The sequence below is a fragment of the Bradyrhizobium sp. B117 genome (genome assembly GCF_038969555.1).
GTDB lineage: Bacteria > Pseudomonadota > Alphaproteobacteria > Rhizobiales > Xanthobacteraceae > Bradyrhizobium.
Genome location: NZ_CP152414.1, coordinates 478,103 through 504,025, shown reverse-complemented (window position 1 = coordinate 504,025; position 25,923 = coordinate 478,103). Strand labels below are relative to the sequence as shown.

At 65.9% G+C, this 25,923-nt stretch carries 27 protein-coding genes, 1 tRNA gene and 1 riboswitch; of the genes, 8 read left to right on the top strand and 20 right to left on the bottom strand.

Annotated elements, in window-relative coordinates:
• Positions 1-57 precede the first annotated feature (57 nt).
• From AAFG16_RS02385 to AAFG16_RS02335, 11 genes are all read right to left on the bottom strand, one after another.
• On the bottom strand, positions 58-900 hold the full coding sequence (locus AAFG16_RS02385; RefSeq protein WP_283083406.1) for an amidohydrolase family protein: 843 nt from the start codon (positions 898-900) through the stop codon (positions 58-60).
• Between the two features lie 3 nt (positions 901-903).
• A complete protein-coding gene (locus tag AAFG16_RS02380) occupies positions 904-1,881 on the bottom strand; it encodes an aldo/keto reductase (protein ID WP_342737001.1) in 978 nt (325 codons plus the stop codon).
• A gap of 93 nt (positions 1,882-1,974) precedes the next feature.
• Positions 1,975-2,907, bottom strand: a complete 933-nt coding sequence (locus AAFG16_RS02375; protein WP_027564792.1) for a sugar-binding protein — start codon at positions 2,905-2,907, stop codon at positions 1,975-1,977.
• 94 nt (positions 2,908-3,001) lie between these two features.
• Positions 3,002-4,084, bottom strand: coding sequence for an ABC transporter permease (locus AAFG16_RS02370; protein ID WP_342736997.1), 1,083 nt, complete (start codon positions 4,082-4,084; stop codon positions 3,002-3,004).
• Complete coding sequence (locus AAFG16_RS02365; RefSeq protein WP_342736995.1) at positions 4,084-4,842, bottom strand: ATP-binding cassette domain-containing protein; 759 nt, start codon at positions 4,840-4,842, stop codon at positions 4,084-4,086. The genes AAFG16_RS02370 and AAFG16_RS02365 overlap by 1 nt, the downstream gene beginning before the upstream one ends.
• A 12-nt stretch (positions 4,843-4,854) precedes the next feature.
• Positions 4,855-6,177, bottom strand: coding sequence for a xylose isomerase (gene xylA / locus AAFG16_RS02360; RefSeq protein WP_342736993.1), 1,323 nt, complete (start codon positions 6,175-6,177; stop codon positions 4,855-4,857).
• Positions 6,178-7,632, bottom strand: coding sequence for a xylulokinase (gene xylB, locus AAFG16_RS02355; protein ID WP_342736991.1), 1,455 nt, complete (start codon positions 7,630-7,632; stop codon positions 6,178-6,180). It abuts the gene before it with no gap.
• 81 nt (positions 7,633-7,713) lie between these two features.
• The gene (locus AAFG16_RS02350) at positions 7,714-8,754 is read right to left on the bottom strand and encodes a LacI family DNA-binding transcriptional regulator (protein ID WP_283083400.1); all 1,041 of its coding nucleotides are present in this window, start codon (positions 8,752-8,754) and stop codon (positions 7,714-7,716) included.
• A 90-nt stretch (positions 8,755-8,844) separates the two neighbouring features.
• The gene (locus AAFG16_RS02345; RefSeq protein WP_342741105.1) at positions 8,845-9,309 is read right to left on the bottom strand and encodes a GNAT family N-acetyltransferase; all 465 of its coding nucleotides are present in this window, start codon (positions 9,307-9,309) and stop codon (positions 8,845-8,847) included.
• Between the two features lie 2 nt (positions 9,310-9,311).
• Positions 9,312-9,824 (bottom strand): N-acetyltransferase family protein, encoded by a 513-nt coding sequence (locus AAFG16_RS02340; protein ID WP_342736989.1) that lies wholly within the window; start codon positions 9,822-9,824, stop codon positions 9,312-9,314.
• Positions 9,824-10,405 carry an XRE family transcriptional regulator gene (locus AAFG16_RS02335; protein WP_342741104.1) on the bottom strand — a complete coding sequence of 194 codons (582 nt, stop codon included), beginning with the start codon at positions 10,403-10,405 and terminating at the stop codon, positions 9,824-9,826. Before AAFG16_RS02335 ends, AAFG16_RS02340 begins: the two co-directional genes overlap by 1 nt.
• A 188-nt stretch (positions 10,406-10,593) precedes the next feature.
• Here AAFG16_RS02335 and AAFG16_RS02330 point away from each other — a divergent pair, with 188 nt between their 5' ends.
• The gene (locus tag AAFG16_RS02330; protein ID WP_342736987.1) at positions 10,594-11,586 is read left to right on the top strand and encodes an alpha/beta hydrolase; all 993 of its coding nucleotides are present in this window, start codon (positions 10,594-10,596) and stop codon (positions 11,584-11,586) included.
• 4 nt (positions 11,587-11,590) lie between these two features.
• On the opposite strand, the gene AAFG16_RS02325 is transcribed toward AAFG16_RS02330, so the two are convergent.
• Positions 11,591-11,664: transfer RNA gene (locus AAFG16_RS02325), tRNA-Gly, on the bottom strand.
• A 174-nt stretch (positions 11,665-11,838) separates the two neighbouring features.
• Between AAFG16_RS02325 and AAFG16_RS02320 the strand changes: the two genes are divergently transcribed.
• The 5 genes from AAFG16_RS02320 to AAFG16_RS02300 all read left to right on the top strand — a co-directional run bounded on the left by AAFG16_RS02320 (position 11,839) and on the right by AAFG16_RS02300 (position 14,891).
• A complete protein-coding gene (locus AAFG16_RS02320; protein ID WP_342736985.1) occupies positions 11,839-12,417 on the top strand; it encodes a methylated-DNA--[protein]-cysteine S-methyltransferase in 579 nt (192 codons plus the stop codon).
• Between the two features lie 96 nt (positions 12,418-12,513).
• A complete protein-coding gene (locus AAFG16_RS02315) occupies positions 12,514-13,353 on the top strand; it encodes an AraC family transcriptional regulator (RefSeq protein WP_342736983.1) in 840 nt (279 codons plus the stop codon).
• 56 nt (positions 13,354-13,409) lie between these two features.
• Positions 13,410-13,769 (top strand): VOC family protein, encoded by a 360-nt coding sequence (locus tag AAFG16_RS02310; RefSeq protein ID WP_342736981.1) that lies wholly within the window; start codon positions 13,410-13,412, stop codon positions 13,767-13,769.
• 124 nt (positions 13,770-13,893) lie between these two features.
• The gene (locus AAFG16_RS02305; protein WP_283083393.1) at positions 13,894-14,292 is read left to right on the top strand and encodes an SRPBCC family protein; all 399 of its coding nucleotides are present in this window, start codon (positions 13,894-13,896) and stop codon (positions 14,290-14,292) included.
• A 113-nt stretch (positions 14,293-14,405) separates the two neighbouring features.
• Positions 14,406-14,891, top strand: a complete 486-nt coding sequence (locus AAFG16_RS02300; RefSeq protein WP_342736979.1) for a hypothetical protein — start codon at positions 14,406-14,408, stop codon at positions 14,889-14,891.
• Here the strand turns inward: AAFG16_RS02300 and AAFG16_RS02295 are convergent.
• From AAFG16_RS02295 to AAFG16_RS02280, 4 genes are all read right to left on the bottom strand, one after another.
• Positions 14,888-16,333: an MATE family efflux transporter gene (locus AAFG16_RS02295; RefSeq protein ID WP_342736977.1), complete on the bottom strand. Its 1,446-nt coding sequence runs from the start codon at positions 16,331-16,333 to the stop codon at positions 14,888-14,890. The two genes, AAFG16_RS02300 and AAFG16_RS02295, sit on opposite strands and share 4 nt — an antisense overlap.
• A 336-nt stretch (positions 16,334-16,669) precedes the next feature.
• Complete coding sequence (locus AAFG16_RS02290) at positions 16,670-17,722, bottom strand: hypothetical protein (RefSeq protein ID WP_342736975.1); 1,053 nt, start codon at positions 17,720-17,722, stop codon at positions 16,670-16,672.
• 105 nt (positions 17,723-17,827) lie between these two features.
• A complete protein-coding gene (locus AAFG16_RS02285; protein WP_342736973.1) occupies positions 17,828-18,241 on the bottom strand; it encodes a PAS domain S-box protein in 414 nt (137 codons plus the stop codon).
• A gap of 174 nt (positions 18,242-18,415) precedes the next feature.
• The gene (locus AAFG16_RS02280) at positions 18,416-19,522 is read right to left on the bottom strand and encodes a 2'-deoxycytidine 5'-triphosphate deaminase (RefSeq protein WP_283083388.1); all 1,107 of its coding nucleotides are present in this window, start codon (positions 19,520-19,522) and stop codon (positions 18,416-18,418) included.
• Between the two features lie 110 nt (positions 19,523-19,632).
• Positions 19,633-19,712: riboswitch (SAM riboswitch) on the top strand.
• Positions 19,713-19,787: 75 nt separating this feature from the next.
• Here AAFG16_RS02280 and AAFG16_RS02275 point away from each other — a divergent pair.
• On the top strand, positions 19,788-20,975 hold the full coding sequence (locus AAFG16_RS02275; protein ID WP_342736970.1) for an O-succinylhomoserine sulfhydrylase: 1,188 nt from the start codon (positions 19,788-19,790) through the stop codon (positions 20,973-20,975).
• A gap of 123 nt (positions 20,976-21,098) precedes the next feature.
• Here AAFG16_RS02275 and AAFG16_RS02270 read toward each other — a convergent pair whose 3' ends face one another.
• The 3 genes from AAFG16_RS02270 to AAFG16_RS02260 are packed head-to-tail and all read right to left on the bottom strand — an operon-like array spanning position 21,099 to position 24,118.
• On the bottom strand, positions 21,099-22,091 hold the full coding sequence (locus tag AAFG16_RS02270) for an SGNH/GDSL hydrolase family protein (RefSeq protein ID WP_342736968.1): 993 nt from the start codon (positions 22,089-22,091) through the stop codon (positions 21,099-21,101).
• 12 nt (positions 22,092-22,103) lie between these two features.
• Entirely contained in the window at positions 22,104-22,886 is a 783-nt protein-coding gene (locus AAFG16_RS02265; RefSeq protein ID WP_342736966.1) for an SGNH/GDSL hydrolase family protein, read from the bottom strand.
• Complete coding sequence (locus AAFG16_RS02260; RefSeq protein ID WP_283083385.1) at positions 22,886-24,118, bottom strand: OpgC domain-containing protein; 1,233 nt, start codon at positions 24,116-24,118, stop codon at positions 22,886-22,888. The genes AAFG16_RS02265 and AAFG16_RS02260 overlap by 1 nt, the downstream gene beginning before the upstream one ends.
• A 185-nt stretch (positions 24,119-24,303) precedes the next feature.
• Between AAFG16_RS02260 and apaG the strand changes: the two genes are divergently transcribed.
• Positions 24,304-24,696 carry a Co2+/Mg2+ efflux protein ApaG gene (gene apaG, locus AAFG16_RS02255; protein WP_027564816.1) on the top strand — a complete coding sequence of 131 codons (393 nt, stop codon included), beginning with the start codon at positions 24,304-24,306 and terminating at the stop codon, positions 24,694-24,696.
• A gap of 143 nt (positions 24,697-24,839) precedes the next feature.
• Here apaG and AAFG16_RS02250 read toward each other — a convergent pair whose 3' ends face one another.
• A complete protein-coding gene (locus AAFG16_RS02250; protein WP_342736964.1) occupies positions 24,840-25,847 on the bottom strand; it encodes an Hsp33 family molecular chaperone in 1,008 nt (335 codons plus the stop codon).
• Positions 25,848-25,923 lie beyond the last annotated feature (76 nt).

Below are 25,923 nucleotides of genomic sequence, written 5' to 3'. Positions count from 1 at the left end.
TGCGGCGAGCCACCCTCTCCCACAAGGGGAGAGGGTAAGAGCGCTCCTCGACCTCGATTAAGCCAACCGATACGCCGCCATCGCATTCACGCCAAACGCCTTCTCCCGTACATTAGGCCCAAGCTTCGCCAGGCACGCCTCCAGCGCGCCCTTGATCTCGCCATAGCTGCCCGCAAGCAAACACACCGGCCAGTCAGAGCCGTAAATCAAGCGATCCTCGCCGAAACATGTCGCCGCATGCGCGACGAACGGGAACAGCCGCTCCACATCCCAATCGTCCCAGGCTGCTTCCGTCGCGAGGCCCGAGATCTTGCACCAGACATTGCCGCAGGCAGCTAACGCGTCGATACGGTCAGCCCACTCGTCGCTGCCGCCATCGGCGATCGGCGGCTTTGCGGCGTGGTCGAGCACGAAGCGCGCCTGCGGGAAGGCCTGCGCGGTTGCGATCGCGGCGGGCAATTCGCGGGTGCGGACCAGGAAATCGTAGGTGAGATCGCGAGCGAAGATGGCGGTAAGACCGCGCTGGACGTCCTCGCGGAGGAGCCAATCCGGATCGGCCTCGTCATGAACCTGATGGCGGATGCCGATGAGTTTGTCCCCGCCGGGCAAGGCACGCAGCCGGTCCAGCGTTTCGCCAAGACCGCCGTCGGTCAGATCGACCCAGCCGACGACGCCGATCACCGAGGGCGTGTCATGCGCGACGCGCAAGAACTCCTCCGTCTCCTCCAGCGCGGAGCGGCACTGCACCACGATGCTCGCGTCGATGCCGCTCGTCTTCAACAGCGGCGCGAGATCGGCGGGGCCGAAGGCGCGGCGGATCGGCGCGAGCTCAGGCGCCCCCATCCAGGGATAATCGGCGCGCGCGGGATCCCAGAAATGCTGGTGGGCGTCGATGATCATGGTTCACGCTCCGCCCGGCAGCGGCGCCCTTGCGTCGACGAGATTTCGCGCGCGCAGTTCGTGCCAGAAGGCAGGCGGCACTGCCTGCTCGGACATCGCGATGTTGTCGGAAACCTCGGCCGCGTTGCGCGCGCCCATCACGGCGACGGTCACGGCCGGATGCACCATGCAGAACTGAAGCGCGGCGGCCTTCAGCTCGGTGCCGTGCCTGCGGCAGAGTTCCTCCAGCTCGAGCGCCCGTGCAACCAGCGATGCATCAGCGTCCTGATAGTTGAACTTCGCACCCGCATGCGGATTGGCCAAAATGCCGCTGTTGTAGATGCCGCCGAGCAGGATGCCGATGTTCTTCGCCTGACAGAGCGGAAACAGCGCATCCAGCGCGCCCTGATCGAGCAGCGTGTAGCGGCCGGCGAGGAGGAAGCAGTCGACCGGCACGGCCTCGGCGAAACGCACCAGCATTTCCGACTGGTTCATGCCGGCGCCGATCGCCTTGACCGTGCCCTCGCTGCGCAGGCGCTGGAGCGCGCGGAAGGCGCCGGTGACGGCGTCGTCATAGTGATCGTCGGGATCGTGCACGAGCAACACATCGACGTAATCGAGCCCGAGGCGAGCAAGACTCTCCTCGACCGAACGCATCACGCCGTCATGGCTGAAATCGAACACCGGCCGCTCGCGCGGCGTGCCCTTGTAGTGCTCGTCCTCGGCGGCGCCGCCATCGGGAGCGCGCAGCAAACGGCCGACCTTGGTCGAGATGGCATAGGAGTCGCGCTTCTGCTGCCGCAGGAACCCGCCGAGCCGGCGTTCTGCGAGACCAAAGCCGTAGAGCGGCGCGGTGTCGTAGAAGCGGATGCCGGCCGACCAGGCGCGTGCGATCGTCGCCTCCGCATCGGCATCGCTGACCGGACTGAACAATCCGCCGAGCGGGGCGGAACCGAGGCCGATTGAGGTGACGTCGAGGGAGCCGAGCCGCGACCGCTTCATTCCAATGTCCTTCTGGCAGTCCAAAGATCATCTCCCCCGCTTGCGGAAACCGCAAGCGGGGGAGCACGCGGGAGCGCGGGGCTGGCGGCGCTCCTACTTCAGCATCTGCGCGACGTTGTCCTTGGTGACGAGGTCGAGGCCGGTGTAGACGATCTCCGGCACCTTCTCGCCCTTCTTGATGGCGAGCAGGGTGTCCATCGCCTTCTCGCCCATCTCGAACGGACGCTGGCCGACCAGCGCGTTGGCATAGCCGTCACGCAAGAGCTCGAGCTGCATCCTCAGCGTATCGGCGACGACAAGCGTGAACTTGCCGCTGTCGATGTCCTTCTTGTTCCTGGAGGCGAAGGCCTTGAAGCCCTCGGGGGCGAACATCGGCCAGCCGCCGATCGGAACGATCGCGGCGAGATCGGGCGTTGCGGTGCGCATGTCCGTCATCTGCTGGACTGCGAGCGCAGGATCGTCATTGCAGAACGTCGGGGAACCCGCGACCTCGGTCCATTTCGAGCCTTTCAGCGCCTCGCGCACGCCGTCGACGCGCTCGGCGAGGTTCTTGGCGCCGGGACCGCCCGAGACCATCGCGTATTTGCCGCCATCGGGCCGCATCTTCAGGAGCTGCTTGCCGAGCGCAACGCCGAACTCCTTGTTGTTGGTGCCGATATAGGCGATGCGCTTGGAACCAGGCGCGTCCGCGTCGAAGGTGATGACGGGGATGCCGGCGGCGGTCGCCGCCTCGATCGACTTGGTCATGGCCGCGACGTCGGCGACCGAGATGGCGAGGCCGTCGACCTTCTGAGTGACGAAGTCCTGGATGATCTGCGCCTGCGTCGCCGGCTCATGCTCAACCGGGCCCTTGTAGATGCACTCGATATTGCCGAGCTCCTTGGCCCGCTTCAGGCAGCCGTCGCGCGCGAAGTCGAAGAACGGATTGTTCATCGCCTTTGGCACGATCACGAAGCGGTAGTTCGCGGCGAACGCCGGCGTCGCCATCATCGCAACCGCGATACCGGCAAGAAGAAGTTTCCTCATTGTCTCCTCCACCCATGTTTGGTGCCCATCCTCTCGAATTCGCCCGGGAAGCGGACAGGCAGCGTTTTCGTTGGCTTCCCGGAGCGACGTCACGTCAAGTCATCCGCGAGCGGATGCGATCGACCAGCACGGCCAGAATGATGATCACGCCCACCAGCGTCTGCTGCCAGTAGGAGGAGACCTGCGCCAGCACGAGACCGTTGCGGATCACCTCGAGCAGCACGCAGCCGACGATCGCCCCGAGCGGACCACCGATGCCGCCGGCGAGATTGGCGCCGCCGATCACGGCCGCCGCGATCACGTTGAGCTCATAGGAGGTCGCCATGTTGGCGGGCGCCGATCCGAGCCAGCCGGAGATGATGATGCCCTGGAGGCCGGCGGCGAGCGCGCAGATCACATAGACCTCGATCTTCACCCGCACCACCGGAATGCCGGTCAGCTCCGCCGCCTTCTCGTTGCCGCCGAGCGCGAAGACGTGGCGGCCGAACGCGCTATGGTGCAGCACCACCGCCATCGCCAGCGCGAGGATGACGAGATAAATGAACGGCGCCGGCACGCCGAGCACGTCGCCCGAGGTCAGCGCGTAGAAATAATCGGCATCCGGCCCGCCCGGGAAACTGCCGCGGCCGTTGGAGACGACATAGCCGAGTCCGCGCACGATCGAGAGCATGCCGAGCGTGGTGACGAAGGGCGACAGGCCGAGCACGGCAATGCAGAAGCCGTTGACGAGGCCCGCGATCAGCGCGACGCCGAGGCCGGCGAGGATCGAGATCAGCAGGATCAGGCCGGGGACGTTGGCCAGCACGGTCTTGCCGTCGGCCGCCATGTGCACAAACAGCGATGCGCCGAAGCCGCCAGGCGTCGACAGCTCGGTCATTACCATCGAGGTGATCATGGCGGAAAAACACATCATCGAGCCGACCGAGAGGTCGATGCCGCCGGTGATGATGACGAAGGTGACGCCAAGGGTGGCGATGGCGATGAAGGAAAAATTCTTCGCCACGTTCTGCATGTTGCCTTCGGTGAAGAAATACGGGCTGGCGAAATGCATGATCACCAGCAGCACCGCGAGCGCGAGCAGGACATAGCCGGTCTGCGAAGCGAAGATGCCGCGCTGCCACCATCTGATCTTGCCGACATTGGAGAAGGTGATCGGGGATTCCATGGGCATGGCCATCACGCCGCCTCCTTCGCGCCGGTGATGAGGGCGGTGACTTCCTCTGGGCTGGTCTCGTGGATCGGTTTGTCGGCCCGCTTCTCGCCGCGGCGCATGACGATGACGCGGTCGCACACCGCGAACACGTCGGGCATGCGGTGCGAGATCAGCATCACGGCGACGCCCTGCTCCTTCAGGCGGTGGATCAGGCCGAGCACCTGCTCGACCTGGCGGACCGAGATCGCGGCGGTCGGCTCGTCCATCATGACCAGCCGGGCATTGGAGAGCCGCGTCCGCGCGATCGCGACGGCCTGTCGCTGACCGCCCGACATCTGCTTGACGAGGTCGTCGGGGCGCGTCTCCGAGCGCAGCTCGCCGAACAAGTCCAGCGCGCGCGCCGCCATCGCCTTGTGATCGAGCAGGGCGATGGGTCCAAACTTGCGCTTCAGCTCGCGGCCGAGAAACACGTTGGCGGCTGCGGTCAGATTGTCGGCGAGCGCGAGGTCCTGGTAGACGACCTCGATGCCGACAGCGCGGGCGTCGACCGGGCGATTGAAATGCACCGCGCTGCCGGCAAAGCGGATCTCGCCGTGGGTGGGGCGGAAATTGCCGGCGATGATCTTGACCAGCGTCGACTTGCCCGCGCCGTTGTCGCCCATCAGCCCGACCACCTCGCCCGGTAGGACCTGCATGTCGACGTCATGCAATGCGCGGATCGCGCCGAACTCCTTGCCGATGCCGGAGAGCTCGAGGACCGGTGTCGCGTCAGCCTTGGTCATCAGCAGCCTTCCTCAGACGTAGCGGTTGACGAGGGATTCCAGATATTCCTGCCGGCCCGAGCGCGGCTGCGGGTCGAAGCCGGGACTCATCGCACGGTCGGCAAGATCGGCGAGCGAGCGCTGGCCGCCTATAATGGCGCGGCCCTCGGGGCTGGCCCATCCGTCGTAACGCGTCGCAAGCGGCGCAGTGAGGGCGCCGGCATCGAGCATGTCGGCGGCGGCGAGGAACGCGCGCGCGCAGGCATCCATCGAGCCGACATGGGCGTGAATGAGATCATCGGGATCGATCGACTGACGGCGGATCTTGGCGTCGAAATTGAGCCCGCCCGAGGTGAAGCCGCCGCGGTTCAGGATCTCGTGGAACACCAGCGCCATCTCGCCCACGTTCATCGCGAACTGGTCGGTGTCCCAGCCGAGCAGATCGTCGCCGCGGTTGATATCGAGCGAGCCGAACACGCCGAGCGCCTCGGCCAGCGCGACCTCGTGATGGAAGGAGTGGCCGGCGAGGATGGCGTGGTTCTGCTCGATATTGAGCTTGACGTCCTTGAGCAGGTCGTAGCGTTCGAGGAAGCCGTAGCAGGTGGCAACGTCGAAATCATATTGATGCTTGGTCGGCTCTTTCGGCTTCGGCTCGATCAGGATCGGGCCCTTGAAGCCGATCTTGTGCTTGTGCTCGACCACGAGCGAGATGAAGCGGCCGAGCTGGTCGAGCTCGCGCTTCAGATCGGTGTTGAGCAGCGTCTCATAGCCCTCGCGGCCGCCCCACAGCACATAGTTCTGGCCGCCGAGCCGGTGCGTCGCTTCCAGTGCGGCGCGGACCTGGCCCGCCGCATAGGTGAAGATATCGGGGTCCGGATTGGTCGCGGCGCCCGCCATGTAGCGGCGGTGCGTGAACAAATTGGCCGTGCCCCAGAGCAGGCGGACTTTTGCCGAGGCCATCTTTTCTTCGAACAGATCGGCGATCGCGTTGAGATTGGCGACGGACTCGCGAAGCGAAGCGCCTTCCGGCGCCGCATCGACGTCGTGGAAGGTGAAGAACGGCACGTCGAGCAGGCGGAACAGCTCGAAGGCGACATCGGCCTTGGCGCGGGCCATGGCCATCGCATCGGTGCCGTGATGCCATGGCCGCAGGAACGTTTCGCCGCCGAACGGATCGCCGCCCGGCCAGCACAGCGAGTGCCAATAGCAGACTGCAAAGCGCAAATGATCCTCGAGCCGGCGGCCATGCACGATGCGATCCTTGTCGTACCAGCGGAAGGCATGCGTGGTCGCCGCATCCTGGCCCGCAAAGGCAACAGGCGTGCTGGCATCGAAGAATTTGACTGACGCGTTCACTTAGATCGTCTCCTTCAACGCGGGATAAAGCGCGCGCCATTGGCGATAGGCCTCGTCATAGGCGGCGGCCACGGATGGGCGGGGTGTGAAACTCGCAAGCCGCCTCGGGCGGGTGCAGACGTCAGCCGGATCTTCACCGGTCGCGGCGAGCCGGCCGAGCCGTGCAGCACCGAGCGCCGCGCCGACCTCGCCTTCCTCGACGCGGTGGACGGGAATACCGAGCACGTCGGCGCAGATCTGCGCCCACAGCGGCGAGCGCGAGCCGCCGCCGACCAGATCGAGTTCAGCGATCGGACCGCTGGCCGAGCCGAGCGCCGCCAGATTGTCGCGCGCGGCGAAGGCGACGCCTTCGAGTACGGCCTGCACGATCTGGCCGCGCCCGGTCGCCCCCCGCAGGCCGACGAGGGCGCCGCTGGCGGCAGCGTCGTTGTTTGGCGTGCGCTCGCCGTCGAGATAGGGCAAAAATTTGATCGGGCTCGGCCCATCGACGCGCTCGCCAAGCGGCGCCAGCAGTGCGGCGGCCGGCGTCTCCATCACGCCGGCAAGCCAGGCGAGCGAGGCCGCCGCCGACAGCATCACGCCCATCTGGTGCCAGAGGCCGGGCAGCGCGTGACAGAAGGCATGCACAGCCGAAGCCGGCGCCGGCGCGAAGCGATCGGTGACACGGAAGATGACGCCGGACGTTCCCAACGATAGGAACGCATCGCCCGGTGCGATGGCCCCGAGCCCGATCGCACTCGCCGCGTTGTCGCCGGCGCCTCCGGCCACCACGACGTCCTTCGCCATGCCCCAACGCCGCGCGTATTCCGGCGCGAGCGTTGCGCTGACCTCGCTGCCCTCGACGAGGCGCGGCATGTGGTGGAGATCGAGGCCGGTCGCATGCAGCAGCAGGGCGGACCAGCGGCGCTCGCCGACGTCGAGCCACAGCGTGCCGGCCGCGTCCGACATGTCCTCGACCATCTCGCCGGTCAGTCGGTAGCGGACATAGGCTTTGGGCAGCAGCACCTTTGCGACCCGCGCGAATATCTTCGGCTCATGCCGCGCGACCCAGAGCAGTTTTGGCGCGGTGAAGCCGGGCATCGCCAGATTGCCGGCGATCATGTGCAGCGATGGACAGCGCCTTTCCAGCGCGGCGCATTCGGCCTGCGAGCGGCCATCGTTCCAGAGGATCGCGGGACGCAGCGGCCGTCCATCCTCGCCGAGCAACGTCGCGCCATGCATCTGGCCCGATAGCCCGATGCCGGCGACCCGTGCGACCTCGCGCGGATGCTGCCTCGCGAGATCGTCAACCGCGCCGATCGCGCCCTCGACCCAGGCGTCGGGATCCTGCTCAGACCACAGCGGCGCCGGATGCGACAGCGCAAGCTCGCGCGCCGCCGTCGCGACGACCGCGCCGGCTGCGTTCACGAGCACCGCTTTCACACCGGATGTGCCGATGTCCAGTCCGAGATACACGTCATCCTCCCTTTTACCTGTCGGCGGTGTGCGAGCTTGAAGTCGCCTTGTCCGCAACGTGCCGTTCAAAGTCCGCTGCCGCTAGGGCAGATTGTCCCGCATCACGATGTCGATCCTGATCTTCTCCTGTTCGCGCAGGATCGGCTCGCCGCGCGCGAGCGCCAGCAGCACGCGCACCGCGGCGCGCGCCTCATGTCCCGGGTTCTGCGAGATCGCGGCATCCATCACGCCCTGGAGCAGCAGCCGGCGCGTCAGCGCAGTGACGTCGTGCCCGACAAACACGACCTTGTCGCGGCCGGCCTCGCTCAATGCTTTTGCGACGCCCTGTGTGCCGGCGCCGACGTTATAAAGGCCGACAACGTCAGCATGCTTGTCCAACAGCCGCGCCAACAGCTGTTCCGAGCGTCCGTCCTCATCGCGCCCTTCCAGCACCGGCAGCACGCTGAGGTCAGGGAATTCCGAGGCCATCACCTGGTTGAAACCGAAGATGCGCTCGGCATGGTCGCGCAGGCCCTGCGATCCCGCGACGACGGCAACCTTGCCCGCGCGCCCGCCGGCCAGCCGCCCGACCAGCGCGCCGGCGGTGCGGCCCGCCGCGATATTGTCGATGCCGACATAATGATGCCGGCGCGAGGACGGCACGTCCGAGACAAGGGTGACGACCTTGGTGCCGGCCTCGACGAGGTCGTTGATCGCGGCGCGGACGCCGGGATGATCCAGCGCGACGACGGCAACGCCGTCGTAGTCGCCCGACAGCGCCTCCAGCGAGATCGCGAGCACGGACGGATCGAACACATCGGTCGCGACCATCTCGACACTCAGGCGACGGGCCGAGAGCCAGGCCGACATCTCGCCGAGATAGGCCTCGATCTGCTGCATGAACGGGTTCGGCCCCGACGGCATCACGAAGGCGAAGCGGCGGGAGCGGCCGCGGGCGAGCTCGGCGGCCGCCACATGCGGCTGGAAAGAATTGCGCTCGATCGCCTCCCTGACGCGCCGGACCGTGTCCGGCCGCACGCCGGGCCGGTTGTGCAGCACGCGGTCCACCGTTGCCAGGCTCACGCCCGCCTGACGGGCGATGTCCTTCAGCGTCAGCGCGGCGGTGGTGAGCGTCTCTGCCATGGCTGAAGGCTAGCAGAGGTGTTTTGAGGTACGCAACTCATTTTGAGGGGCAGGAGATTATTTTCGTGCCCCGGTTGCGCCCAAGCCGTGCTAGCCGCCGGTCAGGTCCAGCGTCAGGAACAGGCTGTTGGGATCTTCGACATAGCCCTCGAACGGGCCGCAAAGCACAAAGCCGTGCGCCTGGTAGAGCGCGTGCGCGGGCTTGAAATAATCCCACGAGCCGGTCTCGAGGCTGAGCCGCTTCAGGCGGCGCGCGCGAGCCTCCGCGATGATGTGGCCGAGCATCTGGCCGCCAAAGCCGCGACGCCGCGTGGCTTGCAACGTGTGCATCGACTTCACCTCGCCATGGTCGGCCGAGAGCGTTTTCAGCGCACCGGTGGCGACCAGCGTGTCGTCGTCCCAGCCGGTCCAGAACGCAACGTCGCTCGCGCGAAGGCCGGCCAGATCGAGCGCATGGGCGCTGCCTGGCGCGGTCTGCGCCCGGGCCGCCGTGACGTGATGATCGAGCAGCGCAATGACGCGCGGATCGAAGGTATCGCCGGTGCGGATCTGCATCGTCACGGCCGCACGCCGCTTGCGAGTTGCTTCTGCATGAAGACGAGATCGAGCCAGCGGCCGAACTTGCAGCCGACCTCCGGCATGCGGGCGACTTCGGCGAAACCGAGCGAGGCATGCAAGGCGATCGAGGCGGCGTTGGCGCCATCGATGCCGGCGATCATCGCGTGCTTGTTCATCGCGGTCGCGCGTTCTATCAGCGCGGCAACGAGGCTGCGGCCGATGCCGAGCCGATGATGCCGTTCATCGACGTAAACGGAGTTCTCCACGGTGTGGCGATAGCCGGGGAAGGGACGGAAATCACCGAACGAGGCGAAGCCGACGACATAGCTGCCCTTCATCGCGACCAGCACGGGATAACCGGCTTCCTGTCGGGCGCAAATCCACGCGCGCCGCGAAGCCAGATCAGCCGGGCCGTCGGTCCAGACCGCCGTGGTGTTGAGCGCGGCGTAATTGTAGATGGCGAGGATATCGGTCGCATCCTCCAGCGTGGCGTCCCGCACGATCAGCGGCATCACATTTTCCCGTAAGAGGTACCGCGCCGCGTGATGATGACGTAGCGCGCATCCTGTTTGGTTTCGTTCTCGAAGGTCACCGCACGCATCACGTCGAAGTCGAGACAGTCGCCGTCGCGCAGGCGCACCGATTTGGCGTCGATATGCACGCAGACCGCGCCCTCCAGCATCAACAGCTGCTGGGTGAAGGCGTTGCGGCCCCAGGGGCTGTAGGACACGCGCGCGCCGGCCGGCAGGTCGACGACGATGATCTCGATGCCGCTGGCCGCATCGGGCGGCGAGGCATGACGCCGCCGGTACCCGCTGTCGGGATCGCGCCAATGCGGCTGGTCGGCGAGCCGCATCAGGCGCTCCGGCGGCTTCTCCGCCAGCGCGACGACGTCGCTGAGCGTGACGTCGAGCGCGGCGCAGAGCTTGTTGAGCAGGGAAGCCGTCGCACTGCTCTGCGCCCGCTCCACCCGCCCGATCATCGCCCGGCTGACGCCGGAGCGCGCTGCCAGCTCGTTCAACGTCATGCCGCCTTGCGTCCTCAACGTCTTCAACCGACGACCGATCGCGCGGTCGAGTTTCTGCTGGTCCATCTCTTTGCAGGTCCTGGTCTTCATCCAAATATCGCCCGACAGGAGGACCGCACCCATCGGGGCGGGAGAAGCTTAAGGCTGGCGAGGTACGCGTGCCGGGAGCGAAGAGCTAATATATTAGAATCTTTGCGGGACCCGTAGGGCCGACTAGGATGCGTCCGACCACGATGGACCTGGGAGGCGACGACATGGGCGAGCCGACGCAGCGGACGATCAAGGCCAACGGCATCAGCCTCAACGTCGCCGAGCAGGGCGAGGGGCCCATGGTGCTGCTCTGCCACGGCTTTCCGGAAGGCTGGTACTCCTGGCGCCACCAGCTCGAGGCGCTGGCGGCGGCCGGCTATCATGCGGTTGCGCCCGACATGCGCGGCTACGGCAAGAGCGATCGGCCCGAAGCGATCGACCAGTACACGATCCTCCATATGGTCGGCGATCTCGTCGGCGTACTCGACGCCTTCGGGGCAAAGGACGCCGTCATCGTCGGGCACGACTGGGGCGCGACGATCGCCTGGCACACCGCACGCCTGCGGCCCGATCGCTTCCGCGCCGCCGCCATCCTCAGCGTGCCCTATCGGCCGCGAAGCGAGGTGCGGCCGACCAGCGTCATGCCGCAGACGGCGGACGCACAGTTTTATCAATTGTACTTCCAGGAGCCGGGGGTCGCCGAAGCCGAGTTCGAACGCGACCCGCGCGCAACGCTCGGCGCCATGCTCTATGGCGGCTCCGGCGAAGGAGCCGCCGCGATCCGCGCCAACGCCGAGCGCGCCGGCAGAACCGTCGGCGTCGGCATGGTCTCACGCAAGGACGGCATGTTGCCGAAGGTGCAGGTGCCGCTGCCGTCGTGGCTCAGCGCCGCCGATCTCGATTATTACGGCGCCGAATTCGCCCGCAGCGGATTTCGCGGACCGCTCAACTACTACCGCAACATCGATCGCAACTGGGAGCTGATGGGCGCCTTCGAGGGCGTGAAGGTGGTCGTGCCCTCGCTCTACATCGCCGGCGACCACGACATGGTCATCGCCTTCCCCGGCGCCGCCGAGCACCTCGCCAACATGAAGCAATGGGTGCCGCAGCTGCGCGAGATCAGGATGCTGCCAGGCTGCGGACACTGGACGCAGCAGGAGCGGCCGGCGGAGGTGAACGCGGCGCTCGTGGAGTTTCTGCGGAGCCTGCCGACCTAAAGCTTGGAGCGGGCGAAGGGAATCGAACCCTCGTATGCAGCTTGGGAAGCTGCCGTTCTACCATTGAACTACGCCCGCTCGTGCGCGTCTTGCGCCTGTCCTGATTAGCCGAGACGGCGCGCGCCGCCAAGCGGTTTGGCGCGTCCAACCGGATGGTTCGTAACGTTTTGGCAAGATTTTGGGTGCGCCGGATTGTGGCGGTGTTATGATCAATTTGTCTGGGGAGAGACGTGCACTGAGTGGGGCGTGTGCATGGTGGGGCGTGCTTACGCGATATTCGACACGACGATCGGGCGCTGCGGCATCATCTGGAGCAGCACCGGCGTCGTTGCCGTGCAATTGCCGGAGGCGCGGGAGATCGACACCCGCCGCCGGATTTTCCAGGTCCATCCCGAAGCGCGCGAGCAGCGCCCGTCGGAGAACGCCGAGCTGGCGATCGAGGGGATCGTGGGCCTGTTGCAAGGCGGCGATCCCAATTTCTCCGACGTCAGCCTGGACGCCGGCGGCGTGGCCGGCTTCAACCGGCGGGTCTACGAGTACACCTGCACGATCCCGCGCGGGGAGACACGCACCTATCTCGAGATCGCCAAGGCGCTGGGCGCCTCCGGCGCCGCGCATTCGGTGGCGCAGGCGATCGCGAAAAATCCCTACATGCTGATCGTGCCGTGCCACCGGGTGCTGGAGGCCGGCAATTACACCGACCGGATCTCGCCTTACGGCGGGGTGATCTCCAAACGCCGACTGTTGTCGCTGGAGGGCGCCCATCCGGTCGCCAGCAAGACGCTGTTCGAGGTGCTGCTGCCCGTTGTTCCGCCCCGCGCGCCCGGCTAAGGCGCGATCTCGATCGCACCTTAGCTTTGTCTTTTTGGGCATGATCTTGTCGGACGCCCGCTACACACTTGTCCGGATCATGCCTAGATAGGCGGGATGGAAGCAACCACCCTGCTGACGACACGCTCGATGACCGTCTCCGAGTTTCGCTGCGATGCGGGACCAGACGACACGCCATTTGCGGAATGCCGCACCGGCCATTCCATCGGCTATGTCCGCTCGGGCAGCTTCGGCTGCCATTGCCGTGCCGGCTTCTTCGAGCTGGTGGCAGGATCGATGCTGGTCGGCGCGCCCGGCGAGGAATACACCTGCACGCATGAGCATGTCTCGGGCGACGTCTGCCTCGGCTTCTCCTTCAGCGAGGACCTGGTCGATGCCCTCGGCGGGCGGCGCGAGGTCTGGCAGGTCGGCGCGACGCCGCCGCTGCCCGAGCTGATGGTGCTGGGCGAGCTCGCCCAAACGGCAGCAGATGGCAACAGTGACTTGGGCCTCGACGAGGTCGGGCAGATCCTCGCTGGCCGCTTTGTCGAAATCGTCTCGGGCAAGGCGCGCAAGCCGACGACGCCGACCGTGCGTGATCGCCGCCGCGCTGTCGAGGCCGCGCTGTGGATCGACGACAATTCGCATACCGAGGTCGACCTCGAACAGGCCGCAAAGCAGGCGGGCCTCAGCCCGTTCCATTTCCTGCGGTTGTTCTCCGCCGTGCTCGGCGTCACCCCACATCAATATCTGGTGCGCTCGCGGCTGCGGCATGCGGCGCGCCGCCTTACTGAGGACGACATCGCCGTCACCGACATCGCCTATGACGTCGGCTTCGGCGACCTCTCCAACTTCGTCCGCACGTTTCATCGCGCCGCCGGCGTATCGCCGACGAAGTTCCGGCAGGCCTCGAAGGGGATGCGCAAGATTCTCCAAGAGCAGCTTGCCCTCAACTGACTAGTTTCGTCTCCGGCGCGCGCCAGTTGCGGCGCGCTTTGCAAATGGAGACGACTATGTATGACCACATCGGATTGCGCGTTGCCGACCTCGACGCCGCTACGCGCTTCTACAGCGCGGTGCTGGCGCCGCTCGGCTATGTCCTGTGCACCAGCGGCGACGGCTATGCCGGCTTCGGGCCGAAAGGCGAGCCCGCGCTGTGGCTGCACCTGAACAAGGGACGGAAGGCCGACGGCGCGCATATCGCGTTTCGTGCCAAGGATCAGGACGCGGTCAAGGCGTTTCATAGCGAGGGGCTGAAGAGCGGCGGCCGCGACAATGGCGGCGCCGGGCCGCGCAGGGATTACAGCCCGACTTATTTTGCGGCGTTCTTGATCGACCCTGATGGCAACAATGTCGAGGCGGTTTGTGTGTGAGCGCTAGCCGCGCACGCGCTTTCGTAGGGTGGGCAAAGCGAAAGCGTGCCCACCTACCATCAATGGTGGGCATTGCGCTTCGCGCCTTTGCCCACCCTACGAACCCCATCTCAAGAGAGAGACCATGGCTTCCATCCACAACGACATCCCCCTCTCCGCCTCCGCGAGCGACGTCTGGGACGCGGTGCGCGATTTCGGCGCGCTGCCTCAGCGGCTGGCGCCGGGCTTCGTCACCGCCTGCACGCTCGACGGCGACGCGCGCATCGTCACCTTCGCCAACGGCTCCGTCGCGCGCGAGGTGCTGGTCGATTGCGACGATGCGCGGCAGCGGCTGGTGTATGCGATCAACAGCGAACGGCTGAAGCATTACAGCGCCTCGGTGCAGGTGATCGCCGAAGGCGACAAGAGCTGCCGCCTGGTCTGGATCATCGACATGCTGCCGAACGAGCTTGCGCCCTACGTGCAAGGGCAAACGAAGGAAGCGGTCGTCGCGATGCACAAGGCGTTTCCGCCCGCAGCCTGAACACGCTCTGTGACTTCAGGCACAGAGCCCTCCCTTCGCCGGCCGTAACCATGGCCGCGTGCGTCCGGTTGGCTCCGCTCTCCCGGCGGCGCCGCGCACGCGAGGAGCAGGCCATGAGAGGTGCGGACAAGGTGATCTGCCAGGCGGCCGCCGTGCTGCTGCTGTTTTCAATTTCGAGCGCGCCGGCAAAGGCGCAGTTCCTCGGCGGCGGCGGCGCCGGCGGCGAGGACATGATGACCCAGATGGCGCCGATGCTGGAGATGATGAAGGCGAAGATGGGCAAGCGCCGCTTCGCCATGCTGATGCAGACCATGGGCCCGATGATGAGCCGCATGATGGAGAATGGCGGCGGGTTTGGTGGTGGTTTTGGCGGCCTCGGCGGCGGCAATCTCGGCGGTGGGTTCGGCGCGCCCCATTACGGCGGCACCATGCCGATGGGCGGCGGCACCATGCCGGCCCGCTTCGGCGGCATGGGTGGCGGCGATATCATGGGCATGCTCGGCGGCGCCGGCGGCGGCGACATGATGGCGATGATCCCGCAACTGATGCGGCTCGCCAATGCCGGCGGTGGCGGCCATCGCCGCCACAGGCATCGCTAATCCACCGCGCCCGACAGCGCCGGCCCGATCGCCGGCTTGCTGTCGCGCGGTCCCCAGCGCGTCAGCACGACGCTGGAGCAGGAGAGCACGCCGAGCACGACCATCGAGCTCGCGGCCAGCCAGAAGAAGCTCTGCGCGGTCGCCTCATGCGTCGACAGCCACCAGCCGGCGGCCGAGATGTAGATCAGCCGCGCGGTCTGCGCCAGCACCGGGCCGATCACCTTCGCCGCGCCTTGCGAGGAGAAATACATCGTCGTTGCAAGGCCGAAGAACGCGTAGAACGGCCCGACCGTCGAGAGATATTGATGGCTCGCCGCGCGCACCGCCGCGCTGTCGGTGAAGATGTTGACCCAGAGATCGGGAAAGATCGCAACCAGGCATGCCGGCGTACCGACGGCCACGAAGGCGGCGGCACTGGCGATCCAGGCGATGCGCCTCGCCCGCGCGATGCGGCCCGCGCCGATCGCCATGCCGACCATCGGCACGCAGGCGATGCCGAACGAGAACGCGATCGAGGTCAGCAAAAATTCCAGACGTGCGCCGATGCCGTAGCCGGCGAGGATCGCGGTGCCGAACTTCGCCAGCATGTGAGTGAAGATCGAGATCGTCAGCACCGATTGCAGCGGCGAGAAGCAGGCGATGGCGCCGACCTTCAGGATGTCGAAAAACATCGCCCATTGGATGCGAAGCCCGCGCAGCTTCGGTGCGATCCGCGCGCGGCCGGAGAACAGGTACCAGCCCATGATGCAGATGTTCATGGTGTAGGCGATCAGCGCGCCGGCGGCGACGCCGCGCATGCCGAGCTGCGGCATCGGGCCGAGTCCGAGGCCGAGCGTGCCGCCGAGCACGATCTGCCAGACCGCGGAGTTGAGGATGAGGAACGACGGCAGCTTCATGTTGCCGGTGCCACGCAGCACGCCGGCCATGGTGTTGAGCAGCCAGGGCAGCACGGCGCCGCCGAAAAACACCTGCGTGTAGGCGATGGCATGCGTCAGCACATCGCCACGACCGCCGAGCATCTCGAGCACCCTGGGGCCGAAGATCAGCATGCCCAGCATGAAGACGAGGCCGAAGCTGATGCCGATCAGCATCGCATGCACGGCGAGCGTGCCGGCGCGCTCGCGGTCGCCGGCGCCGAGCGCACGCGCAATGGCGGAGGCCACCGCGCCCCCCATCGCGCCGCCGGACATGGTCATGGTCAGGATCACTGTCGGAAACACCAGCGCCATCGCGGCCAGCGCCTCGACGCCGAGCCGGCCGATATAGGAAGTCTCCGCGATCACCGTACAGGTGCCGGCCGACAGCGCGATCACGTTGGGCCAGGCGAGCGAGAGCAGCGTACGCAGGATCGGCCCGTCCGTCAGCGCGCTCTTCACGGGCGGCGGAGGCGGTGGCAGCGGGCGCTCTTGCTCATCGACCGGGATTTCGGCGATGTCGGACATGTCCTCTCCCGGGCGCAGGCGCCATTTGCGGCGCGGCAATGAACAGGTGTGCCAATCAATGTCTTCGCGCGGAAGGCGCTGCGACGGTTGTTAGCACGGCAATTGCCGATTCCTCCTGCGCCGGGTGCAGGCGTGCCCTGCGGCAGCGCATTTCAGCCCGTGGAATTGCGGCTATTCTCCCTCTCCCGTTCTTACGGGGAGAGGGTCGGGGTGAGGGGCTCTATCCGCAAAGACGGTGACAGCTAGACTCGCGGAGAGTCCCCTCACCCGCCGCGCTACGCGCGTCGGCCTCTCCCCGCACGCGGGGAGAGGCGAAGTGCGCGGCGGCAGCGCCGGCTATTCGATCGTCCAGACCAGCGGCGGACGCCCGCCTGCGGCGGTGCGCATCTGCACGCCGATGTGCCGGCCGCATCCCGCGGCGAGGCCCTCGAACAAACCCTCGAGCACCTTGGCGCAGGCGCGATGATAGTCGGCGACATCGTCCATCAGCTTCCAGCTCTGCTGGCCGATTTCGAAGCTGCCTTCGGACTGCGTGGTGTCGGCAACGTCATCCTGCGCGGCGAACAATGCATTGAGGAACGCTGCGAACTCGCCCGCGCCACCGCGGCTCATCGACAGCGCCGCCGCGACCTCGTCGAAATACTGCATGCCGATCAGCTTGCCCGTGAGACGCAGGAGATAGCCGGCATCCTCCGGCCCAAACAACTGCACCATCACGGGAGCGGCGGTGCGCACATATTCCATCGCGTAGTTGCGATAGGCTTTTTCAAGCCGCGGCTTTGGCCAGCTCGCAACAGGCAGAGCCGGCGCGGTCCTGGCATCGAACATCGGCGCCTCCAGATGCCGCGCGAAGACGAGGCGCTGGTCGAGTTCGAGCGGATGGTCATATTGATGATAGTAGCCTTCGAGCCCGTCCTGGCCGTCGACGCTCTGCTTGGTGCAGACGAAGCCGAGCCTGATATCGCCGAGCGCGACGCCGTTGTTGGCGTGCCAGCCGCGCAGCATCGCGCGGCTTACCTCGCCCGGCACGCCGCAGATCGCGGTGCCCTTCCAAATCCAGCGCGGTGGTGGATAGCGGATCCAGGCCTTGGTGTCGCTCTCATGCATGTATTCGACATGCACGCCGCCGATCCAGTTGGAGAGGTAGTGATATTGCGCGGCAGCCACCGCCGGCGGCAGATGATCGATCCCGAGCTTCTTGAGCCCGGGCAGGAAGCGCTCCTGCTGCTGGCGGCGGAACACGCGGAAGACAAACTCCGCCGCATCCGCCGTGCCGCGTCGCGTGACGACGGTGAGGATGAGGCCGGTGAAGTAAGCGTGGTAGAGATCGGCGACCGCGCGCCAGCGCTTCCATTGGGCTTCCTGCGCGGCATCTGATGCGGCGGTCATGTTCGCTCCCCGATCATTGTTGCGATCGAGTGTGTCACTGCCTCCGGTGACAGACAAGTTCACGTGGATGCAAGGCCCTCTGCACGACAGCCCGTCAATTCCGCATCACGAATTTTGCGCAAGTCTCGCCGCGCGTTCACGCTCGACGCGCTCGGTGACGTCGCGTGCCATCGCCACCGATCCCTGCACCGCACCGCCGGAATCCCGCACCAGCGCGAAGGTCATCTCGATGTAGAGCTTGCGTCCGCTCTTGTGCAGCGCGCGGGTCAGCGTCGGCTTGCCCGCAAGCTTCATCGTCCCGCTCGCGAGCGCAGCCTCAAAACCCTTCCAGTGCGCGGCGCGCAGATGTTCGGGAATGATGAAGTCGAGGTTCTGACCGAGCGCTTCGTCGGCGGAGAAACCGAACAGCGCGGCCGATGCGCGATTCCAGCGCGTGATGGTGCCGGAGCGATCCGAATAGATCAGCGCGTCCGCGACGTCGTTGAGGATGTTTGCGTCGAGTTGGGATTGATCGGTCATGGCGCCACCTCGCATGATGCCGGATTTCGTTGCGCATCCTGCCACACGTTCGCTGTGATCGCCCGACTTGATCGGGCGATCCGGAATTCCGAGACAGCAGTGATCAAATCGCGAGGCTGCGGCGTACTGGATGCCTGCCCCGGTCAAGCCGGGGCATGACAGTAGAGTGTGTAGCTACACCCGAAAATGCTTCGATAGTTTGAGGCCCTGCGCCTGGTAGTTGGAACCGATGCGCTGGCCGTACATCGCGTCGGGGCGGGCCAGCATCTTCTCATAGACGAGGCGGCCGACGATCTGGCCGTGCTCGAGGATGAACGGCACCTCGCGCGAGCGCACCTCCAGCACGGCGCGGGCGCCTTGGCCGCCGGCGCCGGCATAGCCGAAGCCGGGATCGAAGAAGCCGGCATAGTGCACGCGGAATTCGCCGACCAAGGGATCGAACGGCACCATCTCCGCGGCGTAATCGGGCGGCACCTGCACCGCCTCCTTGGAGGCGAGGATGTAGAACTCGCCGGGATCGAGGATCAGGCTGCCGTCGGGACGCGCCGAGATCGGCTCCCAGAAATCCTCCACCGCATAGCCGGCGCGGCGATCGACATCGACCACGCCGGTGTGGCGCTTGGCGCGGTAGCCGACGAAGCCGTTGGCTTTCTCGCCCGAGAGATCGACGGAGACGGCGACGCCGCCGGAGAGATCGGCATCGTCGATGTCGACGAGGCGCTCAGTGGCATGCAAGCCATCGAGCTCGTCGGCATTGAGGATGGCGTCACCAGTGCGGAAGCGTACCTGCGACAGGCGCGAGCCTTCGCGCACAAGCACCGGAAACGTCTTCGGGCTGATCTCGGCATAGAGCGGGCCGTGATAGCCAGCGCCGATCATGTCGAAGCGGCGGGTGCCGTCGGCGATGACGCGGGTGAAGACGTCGAGCCGGCCGGTCGAGCTCTTGGGGTTCGCGGCCGCAACGATCTCCGGCGGCAGCGCCAGGCTCTCCAGCAGCGGCACGATGTAGACGCAGTTGGTCTCCAGCACCGCACCGTCGGCGAGGCTGAACTCATGCAGCTTCAATTCGTCGATGCGCTCGGCGACGGTGGCGCCGGGTCCCGGCAGGAAGCTGGCACGGACGCGATAGGCGATGTCGCCGAGGCGCAGATCGAGGCTCGCCGGCTGGATCTGGCTCTCGACGAAATCGTATGCGGGCAGGATGAGGCCCGCTTCCGCCATCGCCGCGATCATGCGGTCGGGCAGGATACCATTGGCGTCGGCGGCAACCGTAAAGCTCAACCGGGGGTCCTCATCAGGGGGCAAACGCATCCGGACATGCCGGAAATACTAGCCTTTTACGGCTATCCGATGGACGCCTTGACGGAAAGGGCATTGCGGAATATGAGCATCACTTATCCCGTGGTGATTTGAGCCGGCCGGCTTGCAGCCACGTTAAATAAGTCGCTAAACAGGCCGGGGACCTCTGTGATCCCGGCCCGTGGAGATATCCAGGCCGGTTTTTTTGTGACCGTTTTCGTATCATACGGTCATGTCGGAGGGTCCTATGTCGAAGTCGCCTGCCACCTACCGCCCCGAAACCCGCCTGGTCCATTCCGGCACCCTGCGCTCGCAATATGGCGAGACGTCGGAGGCGCTGTTTTTGACGCAAGGCTATGTCTACAACAGCGCCGAGGAGTGCGAGGCGCGGTTCAAGGGCGAGGACCCCGGCTTCATCTATTCGCGCTACTCCAACCCGACCATCGCGATGTTCGAGCGCCGCATGATCGAGCTCGAGGGCGCCGAAGCCGCCCGCTCGGCGGCCACCGGCATGGCCGCGGTGACCACCGCGATCCTGGCGCCGCTGAAGGCCGGCGATCACGTGGTCGCTTCCCGCGCGCTGTTCGGCTCGTGTCTTTACGTCATTCAGGATCTGCTGCCGCGCTATGGCATCGAGACCACGCTGGTCGACGGAGCCAATCTCGATGAATGGCAACGCGCGGTGAAGCCGAACACCAAGACGTTCTTCCTGGAGAGCCCGACCAACCCGACGTTAGATGTGCTCGACATTCCCGGTATTGCCGAGATCGCGCACAAGGGCGGCGCGCGGCTCGTCGTCGACAACGTGTTCGCGACGCCGATCTGGCAGAGCCCGCTGGCGCTCGGTGCCGACGTCGTCGTCTATTCCGCGACCAAGCACATCGACGGCCAGGGCCGTTGTCTCGGCGGCATCATCCTGTCGTCGGAAGCCTTCATCGCCGAGCACATCCACAATTTCATGCGCCAGACCGGCCCGTCGATCTCACCGTTCAACGCGTGGGTCCTGCTCAAGGGCCTGGAGACGCTGGGCGTGCGCGTGCGCGCGCAGACCGACACGGCGGCGCGGATCGCCGAGGTGCTGGCGAGCCATCCGAAGATCTCGCGGCTGGTCTATCCCGGCCGCGCCGATCATCCGCAGGCGGCGCTGGTGAAAAAGCAGATGCGCGGCGGCTCGACGCTGGTCGGCTTCGAGGTCAAGGGCGGCAAGGCCGCGGCGTTCCGCGTGCTCAACGAGCTCAAGCTTGCGAAGATCTCGAACAATCTCGGCGACGCCAAAAGCCTCGTCACGCATCCGGCGACCACGACGCATCAGCGCCTGAAGCCGGAAGACCGCGCCGCGCTCGGCATCAGCGAGGGATTCATCCGCTTCTCCGCAGGCCTCGAGCATGCGGACGATCTGATCGAGGATCTGATGGCGGCGCTGGAGAAGGCGTGAGGCGAGCCAAGGGCTCGGTCTCGTAGGGTGGGCAAAGCGAAGCGTGCCCACCATTCACAATCTCGATGCCGATGGATGGTGGGCACGGCGCTTCACGCCTTTGCCCACCCTACGGCAGCGGAGTTACATCGGCCGATACGTCCGCACGTCCGCGGGCACGTTCACGCCGATCTTGATCTGGCCGACCGAGCGGATGATGTCGTCGCCGAGCAGCTGGGCGAAGCAGGCATAGCCCCAATCGTTCATGTGCAGACCGTCGGAGATCACAAAGCTCTCGACAGGGATCGACTGCTTCTCGTGCCAGTCGCGCATCACCTCGAAGCGCGGGAAGATGCCGACGTGACGGAGCTCGGCGACCTTGCCGAGCAGCTTCACCATCTTGCCGGCGCTCTCGGCGCGCTGGTTCACGGCCGGCGAATATTGCGGATCGACCAGCACGATGTCGGCGCCGCCGGCGGCCTGGATGCGGGTGATGCCGTCCTCGACCATCTTGGCGGTGTCGCCGGGATCGAGATTGCGCAGCACGGCGTTGGTGCCGACCTGCCAGATCACCAGATCCGGATGCACGTCGATCACCTCCTTCTGGAGGCGCTTCATCATCTCGGGCGCGTCCTCGCCGCCGACGCCGGCATTGACGACGGTGATGTCGGCGGTCGGATATTGCCGGCGCAGCTGCGTGGCGAGACGGTTCGGATAATTGAACTCCGGCGAGCTCGCGCCAAATCCCGCGGTCGACGACGAGCCGAACGCGACGATGAGGACGGGCTGGCCGGCGACGAGCTTGCTTGCGACATGCGGCAGCGAGCCCATCGCCTTCGAAGCGCCCTTGGGCGGCAGACAGGGCACGCGGCTGAAGATGTCGCCGGCGGATTTCGCGACCTGCTTCACCTTGTCGATGGCGCGCGAGGTGATGCCACGCTGCTCGTGTGACGTCACGGCGACCGTGGTCTGGGCAGGCGATGCGGGAGCGGAATTAGCCGATTGTGCGGGCGCGGGCGTCGCCTGCGCGGCTTGCGCCTGCGCGCGCGACTGCGAGGCCGGGATCAGCAACAGCAGCGCTGCCGCTGCGGGCGCAGCCAGCGATGCCGTCAGGCAAAAAGGGCGGAAGGTACTCATTAACGCTAGTCCTCAATTCTGCTGCTGGGCCGGCCCTAAATGGGCAGCGTCGACCACGAACTGTGCCAACGCCCGGCCCAGGCAATCATGGACCTGTTTCGCCAGCTCGGGCCCACGGGACGGGCTGAACAGGTCGAACTGACCCTGATCATTCCACTGCCGCATGATCGCGAAACGATCGAACAGCGGGACATCATGCTCCTGCGCCACGACCCGCATGTTGTCGAGATATGGCGGCACCGAGATCATGGTTTCGGTTCGCGGGCTGTACTGCAAATTCATCAAGACGACGTCAGCCCCTGCATTTTGCAGCGCGGCAACCCCTGAGGTCACAGCGCCGCGGAAATCGTCGGGATCAATGGCTCGGATAGCATCCACGGTCCCGGTCTGCCAGATGACCAAAGTAGGCCTTTTTGCTTCCATCAGCTTAACGAAGGTTCCGGCCGCCTCCTCGGCCGTCCTCTTGCTCTGTATTTCTACGGAGACGTGCACGACCTCCGACGGCGGCAGCTTGTCCTTCAAAATGGCCTGCATGCGCGCCGGATAGGAGGCATCCTCGGAGGCCGGAATCGTGGTCGAACGGCTGCCGATGACCAGGATTTCAAGGGGTTTGCCGGATTTGACGGCTTCGGCGACCCTGGGAAGCTGGCTCTCGCTGGTGAGCAGATAGGACGGCAATTCGCAGGCTGCGGGCGCGGCAGGAGCGGCAGCAGGCGCAGCATCGCCCGCGCGCGCCTGGGGCGCGGCGAGGCTACCGCATAGCAGGATCAGGCTCAGGAGAACCTTCGCCTTCATCAGCCCCCTCCCGCCAGATCGGCGTTGCCGACGGCGTTTTTGGTTTTCGCACCGCTCTTGTCAGCCACGCGCTTGTACCACGAAATCACCGAGGCCACGCCCCACATGATCAGGATTCCGCAGAGACTAATCAGCGCATGCATGACGGCGCCGCCGGAGACTTCGGCCAGGATGAAATGGCCGGCAAAGGCGAGGAAGACGCCGAGGCAGAAGATCTCGAGGGAGTGCTGGCCGCACAGGATCAGCGGGCGCAGCCAGGGCGATTTCAAGCCCGGCCACTCCCGCGGCAGGAAGCGCACCGTGAGCGCGGCCAGCGCCAGGAAATGGGTGAAGCGGAGCACATCGAGATCGGTCTTGTCGATCGGGTACATCCACTGCTCGAGCCGCTTCGGCATCAGATGCGACAGCTGCGGCACATACCAGGTCAGCGTCACGTAGAACGCCGCAACGATATAGGCGACCGCGATCCACATCGTCACCGGTGAGGCCAGGATACGCGACATGCGCCGCGCACCTCCAAGCGCGCACCATGCACCGAACACGAACAGCAATTGCCAGGCGAGCGGATTGAACGCCCAGAAGCCGTTCGGATAGGCGGAGAAGTAGAGATCGAATTCCCAGGTCACCGCGTAGAGCACGGCCGAGAGCGCGAGCGTGACGTCGGGCTTCCACTTCATCGACCACAGGATCAGCGGCAACGCCAGCATCAGCACGATGTACAGCGGCAGCACGTCCATGTTGACGGGACGGAAGCGCAGCAGCAGCGCCTGCACGATGGTGATATCGGGCTGCTTGAGGAAATCCATGATCCCCATCTCTTCGGTGTAGAGCGGGTTCTCGAAGCTGGTCGCCACATAGGAGATCTCGGCGAGAAAGATCGTGAACAGGAAGACGTGGGCGACGTAGATCTGCCAGACGCGCCGCAGGATGCGCGCGGTGGCGATGACGACGCCGCTCTCCAGCATCGCCCGGCCGTAGACGAAGGCAGCCGTGTAGCCGGAGATGAAGATGAATATCTCGGTGGCGTCGCTGAAGCCGTAATTGCGGATCGTGAACCAGGTCAGAAGGCTCGGCGGCAGATGGTCGATGAAGATCAGCCACAGCGCGAGGCCGCGGAACAGGTCGAGCCGGAGCTCGCGCTCGCCGATGGCGGGCAGCGAGATGGCCGGCGCGGCCGCGCGCGGTTTCGCGGTTCCCGCGATCGATCCCGTCACTTGGTCGGCAATGGTCATCGGGGCCTAGAAACCCTTGCGCAAGTCGCGACGCATGAAGGAGTTTACAGGTCCGGCCACTGTCTCGCAAAGCGCGCCGGATCACATTTGGGGGGTCTACTTCCTCGCGAATTCTGGCGGGACGATGTCGTGAAAACCGCCTCGGGCGTTTGGTTCCGGAGCCGGATTTCGTTATGATGGCGGCCATGTACCGCGCCGTGACCCGCCAGATCGAAGTGACCGTCGAGCCGAACTTTGTTCCGGAGCAGTCGTCGGCCGACCGCTCGCGCTTTTTCTGGTCCTACACCATCGTCATCACCAATTCCGGCGAGGAGACCGTGCAGCTCAAGACGCGGCACTGGATCATCACCGACGCCTCCGGCCGCCAGCAGGAGGTGAAGGGCGAGGGCGTGGTCGGCGAGCAGCCGATCCTCGCCCCCGGCGAGCGCTTCGAATACACCTCAGGCGTCCCGCTCTCGACCGCCTCCGGCTTCATGACGGGCCGCTACCAGATGGTCAGCGAAAGCGGCGAGCGTTTCGAGATCGAGGTGCCGACATTCTCGCTGGACAGCCCGGACAGCAAGCGGGTGTTGAACTAGCGCAGGCGCGCCTCGGTCCCGTAGTGCCGTAGGGCGGGCAAAGCGAAGCGTGCCCACAATATCGCGATTGCGGAGGCGTGGTGGGCACGGCGCTCTGTGCCTTTGCCCACCCTACGGCACCGAGCACTTGGCCGGCAGTACGCTTACGCGTCCTCGACGCCCGCCTCATCCGGCGTGAACTGATACACCGAGCTGCAGAACTCGCAGGTCACGACGACCCTGTCGTCCTTGACCATCGCTGCGCGATCGTCGGGCGAAAAGCTCTTCAGCATGGACGCGACCGCATCGCGCGAGCAGGAGCATTGCGCCTTGAGAGACAAGGGCTTGAACACGCGCACGCCGCGCTCGTGGAAGAGGCGGTAGAGCAGCCGCTCGCCGGACAGCTCCGGATCGATCAGCTCGACATCCTCGACGGTCTCGATCAGCGAGCGTGCCTCGACCCAGGCGTCGTCCTCGGCAACGCTGTGCACCTCGGCGCCTTCGGGAGCATCGCCGGGATGCAAATCCGCCTGCCGCGCGCGCTCGGGCGCTTTCGGCAGAAACTGCATCAGCATGCCGCCGGCGCGCCAGCGGTGCTTACCGCCGTCGCTACTGCGCCACTCCTCGCCGACAGCAAGGCGCACCTTGGTCGGGATCTGCTCGGAGCGCAGGAAATATTCGTGAGCGGCGTCTTCCAAACCACCGCCGTCGAGCGCGACCAGGCCCTGGTAGCGGCTCATGTCGGGGCCCTGGTCGATGGTCATGGCGAGATGACCGCGGCCGAGCAGCGTCCCGGAATCCTTGGCGTCACCGAGCCGCGCGGCATCGAAGCGCGCATAGGCGCGCAAGCGATCCGGCGCCTGGTAGTCGACCACCAGGAACGACACCGGACCGTCGGTCTGGGCCTGGAGGATGAAGCGGCCCTCGAATTTCAGCGCCGAGCCGAGCAGCGTCGTCAGCACGATGGCCTCGCCGAGCAGCTTGCCGACCGGCGCCGGATAATCGTGCTTGGTCAGGATCTCGTCGAGCGCGGGCCCAAGCCGCACCAGGCGACCGCGCACGTCGAGCGCGTCGACCTCGTAGGGCAGCACGGCGTCATCGATCGGAACCGCTGATGGTGCGCGAACCGGGCCTTCAGGCCCGGTTTTCATGTCAGGGGATTGGAAAACCATGGCGCTCTATCTGGGGTCGGAGGTGGTGAAATGGAAGGGGCGCGAGGGTGGTGTGTTCCGGATGCAGTTATGATCG

Excerpts from the sequence above, each read along its gene's own strand:
- AAFG16_RS02385 (WP_283083406.1), bottom strand. The coding sequence starts at position 900 with ATGATCATCGACGCCCACCAGCATTTCTGGGATCCCGCGCGCGCCGAT.
- AAFG16_RS02380 (WP_342737001.1), bottom strand. The coding sequence starts at position 1,881 with ATGAAGCGGTCGCGGCTCGGCTCCCTCGACGTCACCTCAATCGGCCTC.
- AAFG16_RS02375 (WP_027564792.1), bottom strand. The coding sequence starts at position 2,907 with ATGAGGAAACTTCTTCTTGCCGGTATCGCGGTTGCGATGATGGCGACG.
- AAFG16_RS02370 (WP_342736997.1), bottom strand. The coding sequence starts at position 4,084 with ATGGCCATGCCCATGGAATCCCCGATCACCTTCTCCAATGTCGGCAAG.
- AAFG16_RS02365 (WP_342736995.1), bottom strand. The coding sequence starts at position 4,842 with ATGACCAAGGCTGACGCGACACCGGTCCTCGAGCTCTCCGGCATCGGC.
- AAFG16_RS02350 (WP_283083400.1), bottom strand. The coding sequence starts at position 8,754 with ATGGCAGAGACGCTCACCACCGCCGCGCTGACGCTGAAGGACATCGCC.
- AAFG16_RS02345 (WP_342741105.1), bottom strand. The coding sequence starts at position 9,309 with ATGCAGATCCGCACCGGCGATACCTTCGATCCGCGCGTCATTGCGCTG.
- AAFG16_RS02340 (WP_342736989.1), bottom strand. The coding sequence starts at position 9,824 with ATGCCGCTGATCGTGCGGGACGCCACGCTGGAGGATGCGACCGATATC.
- AAFG16_RS02335 (WP_342741104.1), bottom strand. The coding sequence starts at position 10,405 with ATGGACCAGCAGAAACTCGACCGCGCGATCGGTCGTCGGTTGAAGACG.
- AAFG16_RS02330 (WP_342736987.1), top strand. The coding sequence starts at position 10,594 with ATGGGCGAGCCGACGCAGCGGACGATCAAGGCCAACGGCATCAGCCTC.
- AAFG16_RS02320 (WP_342736985.1), top strand. The coding sequence starts at position 11,839 with ATGGTGGGGCGTGCTTACGCGATATTCGACACGACGATCGGGCGCTGC.
- AAFG16_RS02315 (WP_342736983.1), top strand. The coding sequence starts at position 12,514 with ATGGAAGCAACCACCCTGCTGACGACACGCTCGATGACCGTCTCCGAG.
- AAFG16_RS02310 (WP_342736981.1), top strand. The coding sequence starts at position 13,410 with ATGTATGACCACATCGGATTGCGCGTTGCCGACCTCGACGCCGCTACG.
- AAFG16_RS02305 (WP_283083393.1), top strand. The coding sequence starts at position 13,894 with ATGGCTTCCATCCACAACGACATCCCCCTCTCCGCCTCCGCGAGCGAC.
- AAFG16_RS02300 (WP_342736979.1), top strand. The coding sequence starts at position 14,406 with ATGAGAGGTGCGGACAAGGTGATCTGCCAGGCGGCCGCCGTGCTGCTG.
- AAFG16_RS02295 (WP_342736977.1), bottom strand. The coding sequence starts at position 16,333 with ATGTCCGACATCGCCGAAATCCCGGTCGATGAGCAAGAGCGCCCGCTG.
- AAFG16_RS02290 (WP_342736975.1), bottom strand. The coding sequence starts at position 17,722 with ATGACCGCCGCATCAGATGCCGCGCAGGAAGCCCAATGGAAGCGCTGG.
- AAFG16_RS02285 (WP_342736973.1), bottom strand. The coding sequence starts at position 18,241 with ATGACCGATCAATCCCAACTCGACGCAAACATCCTCAACGACGTCGCG.
- AAFG16_RS02275 (WP_342736970.1), top strand. The coding sequence starts at position 19,788 with ATGTCGAAGTCGCCTGCCACCTACCGCCCCGAAACCCGCCTGGTCCAT.
- AAFG16_RS02270 (WP_342736968.1), bottom strand. The coding sequence starts at position 22,091 with ATGAGTACCTTCCGCCCTTTTTGCCTGACGGCATCGCTGGCTGCGCCC.
- AAFG16_RS02265 (WP_342736966.1), bottom strand. The coding sequence starts at position 22,886 with ATGAAGGCGAAGGTTCTCCTGAGCCTGATCCTGCTATGCGGTAGCCTC.
- AAFG16_RS02260 (WP_283083385.1), bottom strand. The coding sequence starts at position 24,118 with ATGACCATTGCCGACCAAGTGACGGGATCGATCGCGGGAACCGCGAAA.
- apaG (WP_027564816.1), top strand. The coding sequence starts at position 24,304 with ATGTACCGCGCCGTGACCCGCCAGATCGAAGTGACCGTCGAGCCGAAC.
- AAFG16_RS02250 (WP_342736964.1), bottom strand. The coding sequence starts at position 25,847 with ATGGTTTTCCAATCCCCTGACATGAAAACCGGGCCTGAAGGCCCGGTT.